This is a genomic window from Streptomyces poriferorum (genome assembly GCF_019399235.1).
Taxonomy (GTDB): Bacteria; Actinomycetota; Actinomycetes; order Streptomycetales; family Streptomycetaceae; genus Streptomyces; species Streptomyces poriferorum.
On the sequence record NZ_JAELVH010000035.1, the window covers coordinates 62,127 to 81,319 of the forward strand.

The 19,193-nt window shown below is 72.2% G+C and carries 15 protein-coding genes and 1 tRNA gene; 10 read left to right on the forward strand and 6 right to left on the reverse strand.

What is annotated here, in order from left to right:
- Window positions 1-86 precede the first annotated feature (86 nt).
- Both JGS39_RS09555 and JGS39_RS09560 read right to left on the reverse strand, forming a co-directional pair.
- Window positions 87-160: transfer RNA gene (locus JGS39_RS09555), tRNA-Pro, on the reverse strand.
- Window positions 161-209: 49 nt separating this feature from the next.
- Window positions 210-2,843, reverse strand: a complete 2,634-nt coding sequence (locus JGS39_RS09560; RefSeq protein ID WP_219568326.1) for an ATP-binding protein — start codon at window positions 2,841-2,843, stop codon at window positions 210-212.
- A 109-nt stretch (window positions 2,844-2,952) separates the two neighbouring features.
- On the opposite strand from JGS39_RS09560, the gene JGS39_RS09565 reads away from it, so the two are divergent.
- Both JGS39_RS09565 and JGS39_RS09570 read left to right on the forward strand, forming a co-directional pair.
- Window positions 2,953-3,477, forward strand: coding sequence for a DUF309 domain-containing protein (locus JGS39_RS09565; protein WP_219568327.1), 525 nt, complete (start codon window positions 2,953-2,955; stop codon window positions 3,475-3,477).
- A gap of 130 nt (window positions 3,478-3,607) precedes the next feature.
- Window positions 3,608-3,946, forward strand: coding sequence for a hypothetical protein (locus tag JGS39_RS09570; RefSeq protein ID WP_219568328.1), 339 nt, complete (start codon window positions 3,608-3,610; stop codon window positions 3,944-3,946).
- Between the two features lie 28 nt (window positions 3,947-3,974).
- Here JGS39_RS09570 and JGS39_RS09575 read toward each other — a convergent pair whose 3' ends face one another.
- From JGS39_RS09575 to JGS39_RS09585, 3 genes are read right to left on the reverse strand one after another with little or no spacing between them, the layout of a single operon-like run.
- On the reverse strand, window positions 3,975-4,844 hold the full coding sequence (locus JGS39_RS09575; protein ID WP_219568329.1) for an FAD-dependent oxidoreductase: 870 nt from the start codon (window positions 4,842-4,844) through the stop codon (window positions 3,975-3,977).
- Window positions 4,841-6,262: an NAD(P)/FAD-dependent oxidoreductase gene (locus JGS39_RS09580; RefSeq protein ID WP_219568330.1), complete on the reverse strand. Its 1,422-nt coding sequence runs from the start codon at window positions 6,260-6,262 to the stop codon at window positions 4,841-4,843. Before JGS39_RS09580 ends, JGS39_RS09575 begins: the two co-directional genes overlap by 4 nt.
- Before the next feature lie 19 nt (window positions 6,263-6,281).
- Window positions 6,282-7,715, reverse strand: coding sequence for an FGGY family carbohydrate kinase (locus JGS39_RS09585; RefSeq protein ID WP_219568331.1), 1,434 nt, complete (start codon window positions 7,713-7,715; stop codon window positions 6,282-6,284).
- A gap of 321 nt (window positions 7,716-8,036) precedes the next feature.
- Here JGS39_RS09585 and JGS39_RS09590 point away from each other — a divergent pair, with 321 nt between their 5' ends.
- Complete coding sequence (locus JGS39_RS09590; RefSeq protein ID WP_219568332.1) at window positions 8,037-9,044, forward strand: hypothetical protein; 1,008 nt, start codon at window positions 8,037-8,039, stop codon at window positions 9,042-9,044.
- A gap of 68 nt (window positions 9,045-9,112) precedes the next feature.
- On the forward strand, window positions 9,113-10,642 hold the full coding sequence (locus JGS39_RS09595) for an amino acid permease (protein ID WP_219568333.1): 1,530 nt from the start codon (window positions 9,113-9,115) through the stop codon (window positions 10,640-10,642).
- Between the two features lie 120 nt (window positions 10,643-10,762).
- Here JGS39_RS09595 and JGS39_RS09600 read toward each other — a convergent pair whose 3' ends face one another.
- The gene (locus tag JGS39_RS09600; protein ID WP_219568334.1) at window positions 10,763-11,530 is read right to left on the reverse strand and encodes a sulfite exporter TauE/SafE family protein; all 768 of its coding nucleotides are present in this window, start codon (window positions 11,528-11,530) and stop codon (window positions 10,763-10,765) included.
- A 126-nt stretch (window positions 11,531-11,656) separates the two neighbouring features.
- Between JGS39_RS09600 and JGS39_RS09605 the strand changes: the two genes are divergently transcribed.
- From JGS39_RS09605 to JGS39_RS09630, 6 genes are all read left to right on the forward strand, one after another.
- Window positions 11,657-12,829, forward strand: coding sequence for a substrate-binding domain-containing protein (locus tag JGS39_RS09605; RefSeq protein WP_219568335.1), 1,173 nt, complete (start codon window positions 11,657-11,659; stop codon window positions 12,827-12,829).
- A 102-nt stretch (window positions 12,830-12,931) separates the two neighbouring features.
- Complete coding sequence (locus JGS39_RS09610) at window positions 12,932-14,293, forward strand: ABC transporter substrate-binding protein (RefSeq protein WP_219568336.1); 1,362 nt, start codon at window positions 12,932-12,934, stop codon at window positions 14,291-14,293.
- Between the two features lie 47 nt (window positions 14,294-14,340).
- A complete protein-coding gene (locus tag JGS39_RS09615) occupies window positions 14,341-15,336 on the forward strand; it encodes a carbohydrate ABC transporter permease (RefSeq protein ID WP_219568337.1) in 996 nt (331 codons plus the stop codon).
- Complete coding sequence (locus JGS39_RS09620) at window positions 15,333-16,208, forward strand: carbohydrate ABC transporter permease (RefSeq protein ID WP_219568338.1); 876 nt, start codon at window positions 15,333-15,335, stop codon at window positions 16,206-16,208. Before JGS39_RS09615 ends, JGS39_RS09620 begins: the two co-directional genes overlap by 4 nt.
- Before the next feature lie 34 nt (window positions 16,209-16,242).
- Window positions 16,243-17,283 (forward strand): hydroxyacid dehydrogenase, encoded by a 1,041-nt coding sequence (locus tag JGS39_RS09625; protein ID WP_219568339.1) that lies wholly within the window; start codon window positions 16,243-16,245, stop codon window positions 17,281-17,283.
- Window positions 17,280-19,193 (forward strand): DUF2264 domain-containing protein (locus JGS39_RS09630; RefSeq protein WP_219568340.1); only part of this gene is annotated, 1,914 nt, incomplete at its 3' end. The genes JGS39_RS09625 and JGS39_RS09630, both read left to right, overlap by 4 nt.

Sequence of the window (19,193 nt, forward strand, 5' to 3'; positions counted from 1 at the left end):
CAGCTGGTCCCCAACTGGTTCCCAAAAATGATCAAGGGCCGGTTTCGGATTGCTCCGAAACCGGCCCTGACCTCGACTGTCTCCAGTCGGGACGACAGGATTTGAACCTGCGACCCCTTGACCCCCAGTCAAGTGCGCTACCAAGCTGCGCCACGTCCCGCTGCCAGTCCCCCGGTCCTGCCGGGCGGCTGCGCAGGACAAACATTACCTCACTCCGTGGACCGGATCGACGCCCGTGCCTGCTGAGCGCGGGCTGCCAGTCCCTCTGCGCCGCAGGCCGTGGCCAGCTTGTGTGCCCGGGCGAGGTCGCGCCGGGAGCCGGTGGCGACGCCGTGGTCGAACAGGGCCAGCGCGAACTCGTAGCCGGACGGTGACGCCTCGAGGTGGCGGACCGCCTCGCCCAGGAGGTGGGCGGCCTCGTCCGGGCGGGCGAAGAGGGCGACACAGCGCAGCGCCTCGCCGATCGCCGTGTCCGTGCCGAACCGCTCGGCGTGCACCCGGGCGGAGTTGGCGAGCTGGGCGGCGCGGCCCGGGTCGTCGTCGACCAAGGCCCGGGCCAGGTCGCCGGCCCACGGGCCCCAGATGCCGTTGAACCGGCCGCGGGGTTCGAGGGCGTGGCCGGCGGCCTCCAGCTCCGTGACGGCCTCCTTCGTACGGCCTTCGGCGAGGAGCAGGCGGCCGCGGACGCACGGGGCGTCGGGCAGCACCATGGCGCTGGGGTAGGGCAGCCCGAAATCGTACTGGTCGGCGATCTTGCGGGCCTCGGTGATCCGGCCACGGGCCAGCAGCGTGTCGATGAGCAGGCAGGCGGCGTCCCAGTGGACGGGCAGCCCGCTGCCCACACGGTCGGCGAGCCGGAGCCCCTCGCGCAGGAAGCCCTCGGCCTCGGCCAGACGGCCGCGGCGTCGGTGGACCAGGCCCAGCAGGGTGTGGGCGAAGGCCAGGTGGGCGCCGCTCCAGCCGGAGATCTCGAAGGCGCGCACGGCCTCGCCGAAGAGTTCCTCGGCCCGGTCGAGCTGGTCGGTGAAGGCGTAGGTGATGCCGAGCAGGGTCGGAAGTTCGAAGCCCCATTCGGTGTCGGTCCAGCCGAGGCCGCGGGCGGGGTGGCCGTTGACCAGGGCGCGTTCGCAGAGGTCGACGATCAGCTGGGCGTTCTCGCCGCGCAGCATCGCGTCGAAGGCGCGCAGCGTGAGCAGCGCCCGTTCGGCGTTGTCCCGGCCGGTGAGGTGGTCGGCGTTGGAAGCGAGCCGGCGGGAGCGGCTGTGGCCGTCCTGCTCGGTGGCCTGCATGCCCTCCCAGAGGAAGTGGGCGGCCTGCAGACGCATCAGGCCCGTTCCGGGCGCCGTGCGTTCGGCCTCTGCGGCCAGGGCGAGCGCCGCTTCCTTCAGCTGGTTGTTGTGCGACAGCGCGGCAGCGAGCCGGAACGTGGCGTCGACCCTCAGATCGTCGGCGAGACCCGGCATGTCGAGGGCGGCCCGCAGATGCTGCACCGTGGTGGGCGGCGAGCTCAGGAGTGTGGCGCAGCCCAGTTCGTAGAGCAGGGTGGCGCGCACGTCGTGGCGCGGAGGTTCCTGGAGGGCTCGCTCCAGGCAGCGGCGGGCGGCCTCGGGGGCGCCGACCGCCAGGTGCTGGTTGGCCGCCGCCCGCAGCTGTTCGACCAGCTCCTGGTCGTCGTCGGGGTGGACTTCGAGCAGGTGCCGGGAGGCGGCTGCCGGGCCGAGTCCGGCCCTGGTGATCGCCCAGGCGGCCCTGCCGTGCATGGCGGTGCGGGTGGCCGGCGGGATGGAGCGGTACACGGCGGTGGCGATCAGAGGGTGCACGAACTCCAGCGGGTCGAAGCCGCTGACGATCCGGGCCTCGCGGAGCCGCGCCGTGCAGTCCGCCGCTTCCGCGGGACTCATTCCGGCCAGGGTGGCGGCGAGGTCCTGGGAGATGTCCGTACCGAGGACTGCGGCAGCCCAGGCGAACCGGTTGGCGTTGGTGCCGAGCCGTTCGAGCCGGGCGACGAGGCCGCTGCCCCGGGCGGATGCGCCGAGTTCGCGCAGCAGTCCGGCGGACTCCTCCAGCGGGGGCAGCTCGCGGTCCTGGACCTTGGCGACGAGTTCGACCGCCTCGTAGGGGTTGCCGCCCGTGACGGCCCATACCTCGCGGCAGAACGGGTCGTCCGCGTGGTCCCCGAGGGCGGCCCGGACCAGTTCGGCGGTGGCGTCGGGGGTGAGCGCGCGCAGGGCGACCCGGACCTGCGCCGGGTGACTGCCGGCGGCGGTGCGCTCGGCCTCGCGGGCCGCGAGCTCCTCGGGGCGGTGTGCCTGGACGACGAGGACCTTCACTTCGCCGAGCCGGGCGGTGAACGAGGCGAGCCAGGCGAGGGATTCGCCGTCCGCCCAGTGCGCGTCGTCGATGATGAGCAGCAGCGGGCGGTGGCTCAGCCGGGTCGCGAGGCGGGAGACGACCCAGTCGAGGCCGTCGCGCACACCCTGCGGGTCGGGCTGCGGACCGGTCGGCTCGGAGAGGCCGAGGGCGGGTGCGGCGATCTCGTACCAGGACCCGAACAGTGCCCGCACGTCGTCGGCGGGGAACTGGTCCAGTGCGGGCTGCAGCAGTTGGCGTACGACGTGGAACGGCACCGAGGTGACCGTCTCGCCGCCGCGGGCCGACCAGACCGTGCAACGGTCGGCTGCCATGGCCCGGATCTCGGCCAGCAGCGCGGTCTTGCCGATGCCTGCTTCGCCGCTGAAGACCAGCAGCCCGCCGGTCGCCTGCGCGCCGCACAGTGCGTCAACGGCGTCTGCGGCAGCGGCGATTTCAGGTTCGCGCTCGTACAGTGGCCGGGACGGCTTCATGCCTACCCTCCCCCAAAGTGGTTTCGGTGACAGTCGAGAGTAGTCGTGCGCGGGGGCCCACCGACAGTGGTTCGGGCAGTTCGTCGCAGGTGCGAGGCACAATCGAGGGGTGGACGAGACTCGCAGGGACCGTGACATCGAGGGCCGGGCGCACAATGCGCGCCCCCGCGACGGGCTGGGGCGCCCGCTGCCGTACGGCACGGTGGGGGTCGAGCGGCAGCCCGAGGGAGTGGTCCGCACCCCGGCGGAGACCGTACGGGAGGCGCAGCGGCTGCTGGACGCGGGCATGCCGTTCCATGCGCACGAGGTCTTCGAGGACGCGTGGAAGTCGGGCCCCGAAGCGGAGCGGGAGTTGTGGCGCGGGCTGGCCCAGCTGGCCGTCGGGCTGACGCACGCGGCCCGGGGGAACGCGACGGGCGGGGCGCGGCTGCTGCGGCGCGGGGCGGCGGCCCTGACGGAGTTCGCCGCGTCCGGCGGGAACGCCGTAGCCGGCACCTCTGCCGCCGCGGTGCACGGGATCGCCATCGGGGCGCTCACCGGCTGGGCCACGGCACTCGCGGGGCGGGTGGAGGTGGCGGGCGCGCCGGTCGTCGACGCGGCCGCGGAGGCACCGCGGCTGCGGGCGGACGGCTGACGGCCCTGGGCCTCCGGTTCGGATCATGCCGGGCTCGCGGGGTCCTCGCGTCGCCGAACTCGGCCTGCTTTCCCTGCCCTTGACCGAGAGCGGTGAACAGTGCCGTGCGAAACCATTACCATCCGGCGTCATGAGCACTTCTGACCAGGACCAGGACCAGGCCGTGGACGCACCGATAACCGAACCCGGCGAGACCGGCGCCGCCGAGGACCGGAGACTGACGCCGCGGCAGGCGAGACAGCTGCGGATCGTCCTCTCCTCGGTCGGGATGGCGGCGATGGCCGTCGTACTCGGGCTGCGGATCGCGAGCCGGTCCTCGGTCCTGGTCGTCGGGGTGTACGGGCTCGCGCTGATCCTGTGCGGGGTCGTGATCGAGCTCAGCAGGAACGGCCGGACCCGGCTCGGCAGCTGGCTGCTGGGCCTCGGTCTGGTGGCGGCGATCGGCTCGGACTGGCTGCTGATCCCCTGAGAACCCGGCCGGGCCGCTGCCGGACCGCTCAGCCGGCCGAGACGCAGACCGTGCCACCGTGCGGATCGGCCCGGCCGAGCCAGTCGGCGGGCAGGTGGAACGGGCGTCCCGGCCGGACGGGGCGCAGAAGTCGCCGACGGTAGAGCTCCCGCCCGTCCTGACGGACCACGAGCTCGTGGTCCGTCAGGACGGGCGGGAGCTCTACCGTCGGCGACTTCTGCGCCCCGTCCGGNCGCCGTACGGGGGCGGCGAGGGCCCGGCCCTCCGCCGCGGCGGTGCCGGCGCTCTCCACCGCGTGGAGCAGATTGCCGGCGGCGAAGACCCCGGGGGCGTGGGTGCGGTACGCGGCGTCGTACGCCGGGCCGCGGGTCCCGGGGTCCAGGGGCACGTCGCCGCGCCGCGCCAGTTCGTGGTCGGGGATCCAGTCGCCGGTGAAGACCACGGTGTCGCACGGCAGGGTCGTCGTACGGCCGTCCCGGTGGCGCACCGTGACCCCGGCGAGCCGGCCCCGGCCCGTCAGGGCGGTGACGGTGGTCCGGGTGAGGAGCGGGGCCGCGTGGCGCGGTGCGAGGGACGCGGGGAGGGCCGGCGGGCGCTCGGTGACCCGGGCGACGACCTCGACCCCGGCGGTGCGCAGGGTGGCGGCCGCGGCGATGCTGACCGGTTCGTCGCCGACGATCACGGCGCGCGTGCCGACGATCACGCCGCTCGCGCCGCTCGGACGGCTGCTGCCGAATCCGGCGTGGTGGCAGTGGCGCGGGATGCCGCCGGCGGTCTGCTCGCGTTCGAGGACCTCGACGTGTCGTACGCCGGATGCGGCGAGTCCGGCGGCGGCGCCCAGTCCGGCGGGCCCCGCTCCGACGACCAGCACGTCGACGGTCCGTTCGCGCCGGGTCATGGCCGGGTCCCCTCGATCAGCGCGCGGAGCCCGGCTCCGCAGTGGAAGCCCTGGCAGCGTCCGTTGCCGGCCCTGGTCCTGCGGGCCAGTCCCGCCACGGAGCGCGGCGGGAGTGTGGAGGCCAGTGCGTCGCGGAGCTCGCCCGCGGTGACGCGTTCGCAGTGGCAGACCACGGTGCCGTACGCGGGGTCGCGGCCGATGAGTTCCGCGTCCAGGTACGGGCGCCGGCCTGCCTCGCCAAGGCCGGGCATCGTGAGGGGGGCCGGTTCGGCGGGCTCTCCCGGGTCGAGTCCGGTGCGGGCCAGGAGGGTGGTGACGTGGGCGGCGATGGCCATGGACGCGGTCAGCCCGGTGGAGCGGATGCCGCCGACGGCGATGTAGCGGAGGCCGGGGTACTCCTGGATCCGGTAGTCCTCCTGGCCGGTGGCCGCCCGCAGTCCCGCGTAGACGGCGGTGACCTCCTCGTCGAGCAGCCGGGGCAGGATCCGGCGGCCTTTCTCCCTCAGCTGGGCGATGCCGTCCTGTGTCGACCCGGTGGCGGTCTTGTCGTCGAGTTCCTCGGCGGTGGGGCCGAGGAGGACGTTGCCGAAGACCGTCGGTGCCACCAGGACGCCCTTGCCCGCGGCGGTGGGCACGGGGAGCAGGATGTGGCGGACGAGGCCGCGGGCGAGCTTGTCGAACACGATCAGCTGGCCGCGGCGCGGGGTGACGGTGAAGACGTCGTGGCCGAGCAGGCGGTCGATCTCGTCGGCGTGCAGTCCGGCGGCGTTGATCAGGTAGCGGGTGCGCAGCGGCCCGCGGCCGGTGGTGAGGGTGTGGACGGCGTCCCCGGTTCCGATGTCGAGGACGGGGCAGTCCAGGTGCAGGTGGACACCGGCACGGACAGCTTCGGTGGCGAAGGCCAGGGGGGTGGTCCAGGGGCAGATGACGGACTCGTCGGGGACCTCCAGCCCGCCGAGTGCTCCCGGGCCGAGGTGGGGTTCCCGTTCGGCGACCTCGTCGGCGTTCAGCAGCCGGGCCGCGTGGTAGTCGTTGGCTTCGGCCTTGGCCAGCAGGGCGGGCAGCGCGGCGAGTTGTTCCGCGTCCCAGGCGACGAGGAGGGCGCCGACGCGTTCGACGGGGATACCGGTCCGTGCGGCGTACGCGGAGAGCCTTCGCCGGCCTTCGCGTACGAGACGGGCCTCCAGTGAGCCGGGGACGGCGTCGAAACCGGTGTGCAGGATCGCGGTGTTGGCCTTGGACGTGCCGTCGGCGATGTCGTCCGAGGCTTCGACGAGGGCGGTGCGCAGGGGGTAGCGGGCCAGTTCGCGGGCGATGGCGGTGCCGACCACGCCCGCTCCGATGACGGTGACGTCGTACGGCGCTCCGCCGGGCGGCGTGGGCAGCGGATCGCCGGCGGTCGTGACGGTGTGCGTCATCGGGCCGCTCCGGCGGGGCTCATGACCGTTCCAGGAGGGTCCCGACGGCCGCGCGGAATCCGGCGAGGCGCTCGGCCGCCTCCGCGGCACCGATCCGTGGTTCGTACACCGCGGCCGGCTGCCAGGCGGGAACGGCCTCGGCGAGGGAGAGCGCGGGGTCGATGCCCAGCCGGGCCACGGCGCCGGCGCCGAGTGCGGTCACGTCGGGCAGCGCGGAGACCTCGACAGGCCGTTGCAGCAGGTCGGCCTGGGTCTGCATGAGGAGTGCGGAGCGGGTGAGGCCGCCGTCGACGCGGAGGGCGGTCAGCGGCGAGCCGAGGTCGGCCGCCACCGCGTCGGCGAGCTCGACGACCTGCGCGGCGATGCCTTCGCAGAGCGCCCGCACCAGATGGCCGGCGGTCGTGTCGAGGCTCAGGCCGGTCACCGAGCCGCGCAGGTCGCCGCGCCACCAGGGTGCGGCGAGTCCGGCGAGCGCCGGTACGAAGGTGACGCCGCCGGAGTCGGGGACGCCGCCGCCGACGGGGTCGAGGTCGGCGGCGCCGGAGATGATGTTGAGATCGGTCAGCCAGCGGACCGCGGAGGCTGCTGTGTAGACCTGTCCGTCCAGGCAGTAGCTGGTACGTCCACCGAGCCGCCAGGCCACACAGCTCACGAGGCCGGAGGAGCCCCGGCGCGGTACGGCGCCGGTCTGGGCGAGGAGGAACGCACCGGTGCCGTAGGTGCACTTGGCGGTTCCCGGCTCCAGGGCGCCCTGGGCCAGGAGCGCGGCCTGCTGGTCGACGAGGAGGCCGGTGAGCGGGAGTTCGCCGCCGAACGCGGTGGTGGTGCCGAACATGCCGGCGGCGTCGACCACGGCCGGCAGCCGTTCATCGCCCAGCCCGAAGACGTCCAGGGCGGCGGGCGACCAGCCGACGTCGTCGAGGTCGAGCAGCTGGGTGCGGCCGGCCGTGGCCGCGTCCGTCACGAACGCACCGGTGAGCCGGTGGACCAGCCAGGAGTCGCTGGTGGTGACGACGCCCTCCCTGGTCAGCTCGCGGCGGATCCAGGCCATCTTGGGCGCGGCGAAGTACGGGTCCAGCGGCAGCCCGGTGAGACGCTTCAACTCTTCTTCCCGTGGGGCGAGTTCACCGCAGATCCGTTCGGCCCGGCGGTCCTGCCAGACGATCGCGTCGGTGAGCGGCTTCCCGGTGTCCGGGTCCCAGGCGAGCACGGTCTCGCCCTGGTTCGCGAGGCCGACGGCGACCACGGGTTCGGCGGCGGCGGCCAGGGCCTGCGCCCCGGCGTCGAGGACCGAGCCGAGGAGCTCGGCGGGGTCCGCCTCGACCGCTCCCCCGGGCCCGTAGCGCGGACGCACCGGAGCGGAACCGGAACCGATCACGCCCCGCTCGGGACAGATCACCAAGGCCTTCGTCCCGGAGGTTCCCTGGTCCACGGCGAGTACCGGGCCTGTCATCGGGTCTCCAGCGGTACGCAAGCACGGGGCTTGAACGGAATCGTGATCTTCGGGCGCGGAACCTCAGGGTGGTGCAGCCCGGCGGCTACGTCAAGCGCCCGCAAGGCGTGCGCCCGGAACCCGGCACCGGAACTCAACCTCCTGTTTGCACACGTGACTTGAGGAAGATCCACCATTCGTTCGGGAGATAGGCGCGCAGGGCTCTACACTCACCGCCGAGCAACAACCGGACGCTTTACAGCAGTTCATTTTTCAACTGCTGCTTCACCCCCCACGTCCCGCGAGGATCGATGAGACCGACACCATGCGCCGAGCACGTCCATGGCCAAAAGTGACTTCCGGCCGGTCTACCATCCGGCCGGCCACGACAACGAACTGCGCACCGCGTTACAGGACTTACGCACCGGGCGCTGGCTCTCCATGCGCGACCTGCTGGAGAGCACCCCTGACTGGACCCTGTGGACCCAGCGGACCCAGGTGCTCGGTGCGGTCGCCGCGGGATCGGACGCGGTACAGGCCTGGCTGACCGAGGAACCCCGCAGTGTCGCGGCCACCGTGATGCACGCCCGGGTGTCCGTGGAGCGGGCGGTCCGCGCCCGCCGTTCGGACCATCCCAGCGGGCAGGAACTGTGGCAGGAGGCCTGGGAGGCGTGCCGCTCGGCCGCCCACGCCTCGCCCGCCGACCCAGTGCCCTGGGTGTGCCTGCTGGCCCTCTCCCAACTGGACCAACGTCAGCGGCTGGAGGAGCACAGGCTGCACCCCCCTGGGCCCATGCTCTTCCCCGGGCCGTGGGGCCTGCTGGCGGAGGCGGACAAGCGCGATCCGTACAACCGCGAGGCCTACCACCGCATGCTGCAGTTCGTCTATGCGCGCCGGGCCGGCGGCTCTCTCTCCGAGGCGGTCAACTTCGTCCAGTGGGCGGCGTCCTCGGCACCCGACGGATCGGCGCTCCATGTGCTGCCGCTGTACGTGCGGGTGGAGCGCTACCGCCGTGAACACGGCCACGAGAAGGCGCTCGACCTGCACTGGGTCACCGAGGACGCGGAGCGTGAGGCCCTGCGCGCCCTGGAGATCTGGTTCCACCGCACCCCGCGGACCGCGCACACCCTGCTCGATCTCAACCATCTGGCCCACGCGCTGTGGGGGGCGCTCCAGTTCGCCGACGCGGCTCCCGTGTTCCAGGAACTCGGCCCGTACTTCACCTCGCTGCCGTGGGCGTACCGCACCCGCACGCCCAAGGACCCCGGCGGTGCCGAGGAGGTCTTCCTGCGGGCCCGCAGCCGAGCGCTGGCCGCTGCCCGCGATCCCGGCCGGGGGCCGCACGGCTGAGCGTGAACCGCTCCCCTCCCTGCCCTGTGTCCCGTTTACCCCTTTATTCCGCTCACGGAGGTCTCCCCATGTCCCTATCCACCTCGAACCGGAAAGGCGCCGGCGCCGCCCCGCCCAAGGACGAGGAGCAGCGGCTGCGCGAACTCGGCTACCAGCCCGTGCTGGCCCGCCGTATGGGCGGCTTCGGCAACTTCGCCATCAGCTTCTCCGTCATCTCGATCCTCTCCGGCTGCATGACCCTGTACGGCTTCGGCATGTCCACGGGCGGGCCGTCGGTGATGCTGTGGGGCTGGGCCGGGGTCGGCCTGTTCGTGCTCTGCGTCGGCATGGCGCTCGCCGAGGTCACCAGCGCCTACCCGACGTCCGGTGCCCTGTACTACATGGCGGACCGGCTCGGCGGCCGCAAATGGGGCTGGTACACGGGCTGGCTTAACCTGCTCGGGCTGCTCGGCGCGATCGCCGGCATCGACTACGGCGCCGCGCTGTTCACCGGTGCGCTGATGAACCTGCAGTGGGGGTTCACCCCCACGCCCGGCAAGACGATGATCATATTCGTCTGCATCCTGCTGCTGCACGCCGTGCTGAACCTCTTCGGTGTCCGTCTCGTCAGCGTGCTCAACTCGATCAGTGTCTGGTGGCACCTGGCCGGTGTCGCGGTGATCGTGTCCGTGCTGGCGATCGTGCCCGACCACCACCAGTCGCCGTCGTTCGTCTTCACCGAGTTCGTCAACGACACCGGCTGGGAGAACCCGCTCTACGTGGCGGCGATCGGTCTGCTGCTCGCGCAGTACACGTTCTGCGGCTACGACGCCTCCGCCCACCTGTCGGAGGAGACCTCGGACGCCTCGGTCTCGGCCCCGCGCGGCATCGTCCGTTCGATCTGGGTCTCGTGGCTGGCCGGTTTCGTGCTGCTCGCGGGGCTGACGTTCGCGATCCAGGACTACGCGGGCACCCAGGAGAGCGCGACCGGGGTACCGCCGGCCCAGATCCTGATCGACGCGCTGGGGACCTCGGGCGCCACGGCGATGCTGCTGATCGTGATCGCCGCGCAGCTGTTCTGCGGCAATGCCGAGGTCGCCGCCACCAGCCGGATGGTCTTCGCCTTCAGCCGGGACAACGCACTGCCGGGATCCTCGGTGTGGCGCAAGGTGAGCGCGCGCACGCAGACACCGGTCAACGCGGTGTGGCTGTCGGTCGTCGTCGCCGGAGTGCTCGCCCTTCCGTCGCTGTACTCGGCGACCGCGTACGGGGCCGTGACCGCCATCAACGTCATCGGCATCACGCCCGCCTACGCCATCCCGATCTACCTGAAGCTGCGTGCGGGAGACCGCTTCGAGCGCGGGCCGTGGCACCTGGGCCGCTGGTCGAAGGCGGTCGGCTGGATCGCCGTGGTGTGGGTCGTCATCGTGACCGTGCTGTTCCTGCTGCCGCAGAGGTCTCCGGTGACGATCGACTCGATGAACTACGCGTCGGTCGCCCTGGTCGCCGTGCTGGTCCTGGCCACCGTGTGGTGGTTCGTCGCCCGTGGTTCGTACGGCACGCCGTCGGCGTACGGAAACGCGCGCGAGCAGGCGGAGATCGAGGAGGGCATCGTCTGACGGACGGTGTCCCTCCCGCCCGCCGGCCCTTCCGGATCACCGCGATCCGGGAGGGCCTCGCTACGGGCTCAGCAGAAGCCGAAAACCTCGCTACGGGTTGAGCATGAGCCGAGGGCACCGCTACGGGTTCAGCAGGAGCTGGAGACCGCCCAGCACGGTGGCGGCGATGACCAGGCGTTCGAAGAGCCGCTGGTTGATGCGGTCCACGCACTTCCGGCCGATCCAGGCGCCCGGGAGGACGAACAGCAGCAGGCAGGCGTCCAGCAGCAGCGACCGCGCGTCGATCAGTCCGAGGCCCACGCTGAACGGCACCTTGGACGTGTTGACGATGAGGAAGAACCACGCGGACGTGCCGAGGAAGCCGAGCTTGCGGAACCCCGCGGAGAGCAGGTAGAGCGACATGACCGGGCCGCCCGCGTTGGCGACCATGGTGGTGAAGCCGCCGAGCACCCCGTACGAACGCGCCTTGAGCCGCTCGGCGGGCGTGGGAGCACCTGCCTCGGCGGCCGGCTCCGCCGCGTTCGCGGTGCGGCGCCGCCAGACCGTGACGCCCGCCATGAAGATCAGGATCGCGCCGATGGAGGTCCGTACGGCGGCGTCACCGGCCCACATCATGAACAGCGCGCCCGCCACCACGCCCACGGCGACGGCGGGGAAGAGCCGCAGCAGCGTCGGCCAGTGCGCATGGCGCCGGTAGGTGAGCACGGCGAGCACATCGCCTGCGATGAGGATCGGGAGCAGCACTCCGGTCGACTCACGGGCGGGCAGGACCGCCGCGAAGACCGCGAGACTGATCGTGTTGGCACCGCTGACGGCCGTCTTCGAGAAGCCGACGAGTGCGGTTGCCGCGGCCAGTGCCGCCAGTTGCCAGAGCGTGAGTGTGTCCATGCCAGGGACAGATCGTAATCCCCCTGATGTTCGACCTTGAACGAGCCCTCGCTGCCGCATGGCTATGCTGCGCTCCAAGCGCTCACGCAAAGCGCTCAAACGCACAACGCACAGGGGGCCAGCATCATGCGGGAGCCGGTTGAACTCAGGCGTCAGCGAATCCTGGCGGTGGTGGAGTCGCGCGGTGCGGTCAAGGTCAGCGCGCTCGCGGACGAACTGGCCGTCTCCGTGGTCACGGTGCGACGGGACGTGGAGGAGCTGGCGCGGGCGGGGCGGCTGCGGCGCGGACACGGCGTGGCCCGGCCGGTGCGTGATCCGGCGGAGCCGCCGGCGGTACCCGCGCCACGGGGCGTCGATCCCGCCGGCGACGGGGGTGCGGTCGCCCTGGTCGTACCGGAGCGGCATTCGTACCTGTACGAGACGCTGCACGGCGCCCGGACGGTGCTGGAGGAGGCCGGGATCCGCATCGCGCTGTACCTCGCGCCGCAGTCGGCCGACGCCGAACGGCCGCTGGTGGAGCGGGCGCTGGCGGACGGGGCGCGCGGACTGCTGATCGCCCCGCGGTGGCGCAGCGTGCGCTCCGAGGAGCTGGACTACGGCTGGCTGGCGGACACGGGCGTGCCGACCGTGCTGATGGAGCGGCGGCCCCGGCCGGGCAGCACCCTGCACGCCCTGGACTCCGTCTGTTCCGACCACTGGTACGGGACGCATCTCGCCGTGGAGCACCTGGTGTCGCTGGGCCACCGCCGGATCGTGCTGGCCGCCCGGGACGACAGCCCGACGGCACGCACCGTACGCGCCGCGTTCGCCGAGATCGCGGCCGCCCACCCCGGCGTCGACGACTGGACGGTGGTGCTGAGTTCGCCGGACGCGGTGCCCGGGCCCGGCCCGTCCGGAGCGGGCCCGTTGCCCGGTGCCCCGTCCGGGAGCAGGGACCACGTGCCCGATCTCGATCTGGCGGAGCTGCTGCGCGAGCGCGGGGCGACGGCCGCGGTGCTCCATGGCGACGTGGACGCGCTGATGCTGGTGCAACGCCTGGCCGGGAGCGGCGTGCAGGTCCCCCGGGACTGCTCGGTGGTGGCGTACGACGATGTGGTCGCGGCGCTGGGCAGCACCCCGCTGACCGCTGTGGCGCCGCCGAGGGCGGAGATCGGCAGGGCGGCCGCCGAACTCCTGCTCCACCGGCTCTCCGGGGCGACCGGGGCGCTCGGCCCGGTGCGCCGGACGCAGGTACTGCCCGAGTTGAAGGTACGGGGATCGGCGCAGGCGATCACTCCTGTCAGCCCCGCCACGAACTGATCGTTTGACCGCTTCATTTTTCTTCTGATCGATCTATTGACCGCTACCGATCAGCCGATCAGTATTCCCCGTGTCTTCATTCAGGAGCCGCGGGAGGCGCCCATGCCCGGTCGACACAGCCGTCGATCCGTGCTCGCCACGATGACCGCACTACCGCTGGCGGGCGCACTGAGCGCTTGCAGCGGTGGCACATCGGGGGCGGACAGCACGAGCAGGACCACCACCACCGGCAGCACAGCCGGCCGCAACGCCACACGCATCACCTTCTGGTCCGCCCTGCGCGGCAGCCAGGAAGTCGTCGACGCGTTCAACCGGACGCACGACACGGTCCAGGTCGACTTCCAGCAGATCCCCTCGGGACCCCAGGGCGGTTACGCGAAACTCAGCAACGCCTCCCGGGCCGGCAACGGCCCGGACATCGCGACGATCGAGTACCCCCAGCTCCCCGGGTTCGCCATCGACGGCGTCGCCCGGGACCTCACGGACCTGGTGAGCGACTCGCTGCGGTCCAAGCTGCTGCCGCAGGCACTGGACCTGACCACCTTCGACAAGCGCGTCTTCAGCCTTCCGCTGGACGTCGAGCCGATGGTGATGCACTACCGCGCCGACCTCTTCGAGCAGTACGGGATCGAAGTCCCGGGGACCTGGGACGAGTTCGAGGAGGCGTCCCGCACCGTGCGCCGCAAGGCGCCCGGCCGCCGGCTGTCGGCCTTCGCCACGGACGGCGCGTTCCAGTTCGCCGCGTTCGCCTGGCAGGCCGGTGCCCAGTGGTTCGACACCCGCGGCGACGCCTGGAACGTGTCGCTGGCCGACGAACCGAGCCGGCGCGTCGCGGCGTACTGGCAACGGATGATCGACCAGGACCTGGTCTCCATGACCCCCGTGGACAGCAGGGGGTACGACGCCCTGCTCAGCGCCGGCAAGATCCTTGTCCGGCTCAGCGGCGCCTGGGACGCCGGCGCGCAGATGAAGGCCCGCCCCGGCCAGAAGGGGCAGTGGGCCGTCGCACCGCTCCCCCAGTGGAACGCGGGGGACGCCTCGGTCGGCACCCACGGCGGCTCGACCTTCGCGGTCACGAAGGACAGCGAACACCCCGAGGCCGCACTCGAGTTCATCGAGTGGCAGGTCTCGCATCCCGACGCGCTGAGGGCCCGGCTCTCCAGCGGCGCCAGCAGCCAGTACCCGGCCGCCCCCGGTCTCGTCGCCGTCGGCCGCAAGGCCTTCGACCGCGCCTACTACAACGGCCAGGACATCTACACCCTGTTCGAGCAGGAGGCGGACAAGATCCGGGACGGCTGGACCTGGGGACCGCGGATGACCGCCACGCAGAAGGTCATGCAGGACGGCTTCGCCCGGGTGGGCGGCGGCCAGGGCTCGGTGCTCGAATCCGTGCGCGCGGCCCAGCGGGGCACTATGCCCGACCTCAGGGCGCTGGGTCTGTCCACCACAGAGCACAGCAGCTGACCGTGATCCGTCCCCCTTCCCAGCAGCAGAGAGGCAGGTGACCTTCGATGACCACCCCCGTCACCACGCCGGCTTCCGCCCCCGTGAACGTCTCCGCGGCGGCGCCGGCACCCACCACGTCCCCGCGCACCGCCCGAAAGTCGGCCCGCCGCCGTGAACTCGGCGCGGCCGGCGCCCTGATGACCCCCTTCTTCATCCTTCTGGTGACGGTCTTCCTCATCCCTGTCGCCACCGCCGTCTGGCTCAGCTTCTTCAGCGACGACCAGCCGGGGCTCGGCTTCGGCCCGGAACGCACGGTCTTCGTCGGCCTGCGCAGCTACACCGCCGTACTGACGGATCCGACGTTCCTCAGCGGTCTCGGCGCCGTCGTCCTGTACTGCGTGATCTACATCCCGCTGATGGTCATCGGCGCGCTGGCACTGGCGCTGCTGCTGGACTCCGGCGTGGTCCGGCTGCGTTCCTGGGCGCAGCTAGGACTCTTCCTGCCGCACGCCGTGCCCGGCATCATCGCCGCCGTGATCTGGCTCTACCTCTACACACCGGGGCTGAGCCCGGTGATCGATCTGCTCGGCAAGGCCGACATCACGATCGACTTCCTCGGTGTGCACACGGTGGTGCCCTCGATCGTGAACATCGCCCTGTGGAGCAACCTCGGCTACAACATGGTGGTCTTCTACGCCGCCCTGCAGGCGGTCCCGCGCGAAGTCATCGAGGCATCCGTCGTCGACGGCGCCGGCCCCGTGCGCACCGCACTCCAGATCAAGACCCCCCTGGTGCGTTCCTCCGTCGTGATGGTCGCGATGTTCACCCTGATCTTCGCGCTCCAGCTCTTCACCGAGCCGATGCTGCTGAGCCAGTCGACCCCGATGATCAGCTCGCGCTTCTCACCCAGCATGTACATCTACGACGCCGCGTTCACCCGTAACAACTACGGTCTCGCGGCGGCGGCCTCGGTCGTGCTGCTGGTGTGCACCATTGCCCTCTCGTACGGCGTGACCCGCTGGACCAACCGCTCCGACGCCGCCGAGGAGGACGCCCGATGAGCGCGACCGCTCCCACCCGCACCGCCGCAGTCCTGCGGCCCCGGCTTCTCGGCCGCTCCGTCGTCAACCTGGTCGTCGGCATCTCGGTGCTGTACACGCTGCTGCCGGTGCTGTGGCTGGTGCTCGCCGCGTCCAAGGACCGGGACGCACTGTTCGGCAGCGACGTGCTCTCGCTCGACCACTTCTCCTTCGCGCAGAACCTCAAGGACCTGTTCGCGACGGACGGCGGTCTGTACACCCGGTGGTACGGCAACAGCCTGCTGTACGCGGTACTCGGCGCCGGGCTCGGGGCGCTGATCAGCATCGCCTGCGGGTACGCCTTCGACAAGTACCGCTTCGCGCACAAGGAGAAGCTGTTCGGCCTCGTGCTCGCGGCGGTGATGGTGCCGCAGACCGTACTGGCGCTGCCGCTGTACCTGATGGCGTCGGGCACCGGACTGGTGAACACCTTCTGGTCGGTCTTCATACCGGTGCTCTTCAACCCGTTCGGCGTGTACCTCGGCCGGATCTTCAGCCAGGGCTACGTACCGAACGAGGTACTGGAAGCGGCCCGGGTCGACGGGGCCGGCGAGCTCACGACGTACTTCCGGGTCGCCATGCGGATGCTGGGCCCCGGTCTCGTGACCGTGTTCCTCTTCCAGCTCACCGCGATCTGGAACAACTTCTTCCTGCCCATGGTCATGCTCTCCGACCAGGACCTCTATCCCGTCAGTCTCGGCCTGTACACGTGGAACAGCGCCGCCACCGTATCGCCCGAGTACTACCCCGTGGTGATCATGGGTTCGCTGCTCGCGGTCCTGCCGTTGATCCTCGCCTTCGCGTTGCTCCAGCGCTTCTGGAAGTCGGGGCTCACCGCGGGCGCCGTGAAGTAGCCGGACCGCTCACCCCTCCGGAATCAGGAGAAGAATGACCGGCACCATCCCCCTCGCACCCGACGGACGACGACGGCCGCGCGCCGCCCTCGCCATGCAGCCGGGCACCGCGGCAGCGCTGCTGAACGCCCGGTCGCTGGACGCACTCTCCCAGGTGTGCGACCTCGCGCCACCGCCCGTACTCGACGACTTCACCACCGACCGGGCCCGTGCCGTGCTCGCGGACACGGAACTCCTGGTCACCGGCTGGGGCTGTCCGCCCATCGACGCGGGGGCGCTCGCCTCAGCGCCCCGGCTGCGGGCGGTGGTGCACACCGCGGGCAGCGTCCGCGGGCACATCACCGACGCCTGCTGGGAACGCGGCATCGAGGTGTCGTCGGCCGCTGCCGCCAACGCGCTCCCGGTCGCGGAGTACACCGTCGCGATGATCCTGCTCTCCGGGAAACGGGCCCTGGAGCGGGCGCACTCCTACCGCTCGGAGCGCGGCCGCGACGACTCGCTGACCACCTCGCCGGCCCTCGGCAACTACGGCCGGACCGTGGGCATCCTGTCCGCCTCGCTCATCGGCCGCCGGGTCATCGAGCTCCTGCGCCCCTACGACCTGCGGGTGCTCCTGCACGATCCGTACGTCTCCGGCGCGGAGGCGGCCGAGCTCGGCGTCCGTCCCGTCGGACTCGGTGAACTGTTCGCGCAGAGCGATGTGGTGAGCGTCCACACCCCGCTGCTGCCCGCGACGCGCGGACTCGTCAGCCGGGAGCTGCTCATGTCCATGCGCCCGGACGGTGTGCTGCTCAACACCGCGCGCGGCGCCGTCGTCGACCAGGACGCGCTCGTCGACGTCCTGAGGCTCGGTCGCATCCGGGCGGTGCTCGACGTCACCGACCCCGACAGGCTGCCGCCCGGCCACCCCCTGTGGGAGTGCGAGAACGCCCTGATCACCCCGCATCTGGCGGGCTCGCAGGGTAATGAGTGGCAGCGGCTCGTCGACCTGGCGGTGGGCGAGGCCGAACGCTGGGCCGCGGGCGACGGATTCGCCCATCCCGTACGACGCGAAAGGCTGGCCTTCCTCGCATGAACCGTCCGCACCCGAACTCCCCGCTGGAGCTTCCCGCCGACGACCGGGCCGCGAGCCCGTACACCGGCTACACCCGCGCGCACTGGGAGGCGGCGGCCGACGGTCTGCTGCGGGCCGCCTGGCAGTGGGCCACCCCCGGCAGCGCGCTCCTGGACCTGCCCGGACGCCCGTCCGCGTCCGGGGTCCGGTCCGACGGTCTGGAGGGCTACGCACGCACGTTCCTCGCAGCGGCGTTCCGGGTCGCCGGCGCGGACGGCAAGGACCCGCACGGCTGGCTCGACCGGTACGCGGACGGGCTCGCGGCCGGCACCCGTACGCCGGGCCGGGACGACGCCGAGTCCTGGCCGCTGATCCTCGACCACACCGTCTTCGGCCAGCCCATGGTGGAGTCCGCCTCGGTCGCCATCGGGCTGCGGCTCACCCGGCCGTGGCTCTGGGACCGGCTGGACCCGGCCGTGCAGGACCGCGCGGAGGAGTGGCTGCGCGGCGCGCTTCGCCACACCCCCGCACCGAACAACTGGTACCTGTTCCCCTACTCGGTGGCCGGGTTCCTCGAATCGGTGGGGCGCGCAGACGCGGAGACCGCGCGGGCACGCGAGCGGGCGCAGGACCTCATGGAGAGCTGGTACCGCGGTCAGGGCTGGTACGCGGACGGCGACGGCCGCGCCTTCGACCACTACAACGGCTGGGCCCTGCACCTCTACCCCGTGCTCGACGCCCACCTCAGCGGTGACGCCGAACTCTCCGCGCACTACGGGGCGCGGCTGCGCGAGCACCTGGAGAGCTTCGCGCTGCTGTTCGGCGGGGACGGGGCGCCGATCCACTTCGGGCGGTCGCTGACCTACCGGTTCGCGGCGGGTGCGGCGGTCGGGCTGGGCGCGCTCACCGGAGACACCCCGCTCACGCCGGGCGCGTCCCGCCGGGTGATCAGCGGGTCGCTGCGCTACTTCCTGGACCGCGGTGCGACGGGCACCGACGGCCTGCTGAACCTGGGCTGGCACGGTCCGCACGACGCGACGCTCCAGCACTACTCGGGTCCGGCCTCCCCGTACTGGGCTTCCAAGGCCTTCGTCTCCCTGCTGGCCCCCGCCGGCCACCCGCTGTGGACGGCGACCGAGGAGCCGGCGCCGAGCGAGGGGCCGGACCGGGTGCTCGCGCTGCCCGCCCCGGGGCTGCTCGTCCAGTCGACGCGGGCGGACGGGATCGTACGGCTGCACAACCACGGCAGCGACCATGTCCGGCCGCACGAGGGCGAGTCGGCGGTGGCCGACGACCCGCTGTACAGCCGTCAGGCGTACTCGACGGTCACCGGTCCGACCGCGCGCGCGAACACGGCCGACAACCACCTGTCCGTGGTCGTCGGCGGGACCCGCAGCGGCCGCCGCGCCATCCGCCCACTGGGCGCCGGGGGCGGCGACGGCTGGGGCTGGGCGGCGTCCTGGCACCGTCCGGTGTTCGCGGGCGGGTCACCGATGGTCCCGGGTCTCCGGGTGGAGAGCGTGACGGTGGTCCGCGGCCGGTACGAGCTCCGGGTGCACCGGGTGCTCGGCGCCCCGCACGGGGCCCGGGTGGAGCAGACGGGCTGGGCGACGGGAGCCGAGTCGCCGGTGACGTCGGCGCTGCACGGTCTGCACGGCTGGGAGTCGCGGGACGAGGTACGCGCCCCGCAGGGCACGGCCTACACACCGTGGGCGGTGCTGCCCAGGCTGGGAGCGGACGCCGAGGGCACGGTGGTCCTGGTCGCGCTCGCCTCGCTGAGCGCGGAGCCGGGAGCGGACGCGCTGGACGGGGTGGTGAGCGGGGTGAACGTCGACGGGGACGCCGTCGAGGTGTGCTGGGCCGAGGACTCGGCGACGACCCGGATCGCCTTCGGCACGCTCTCGGTCACGCACGGGGGTGCCGGTGACGGA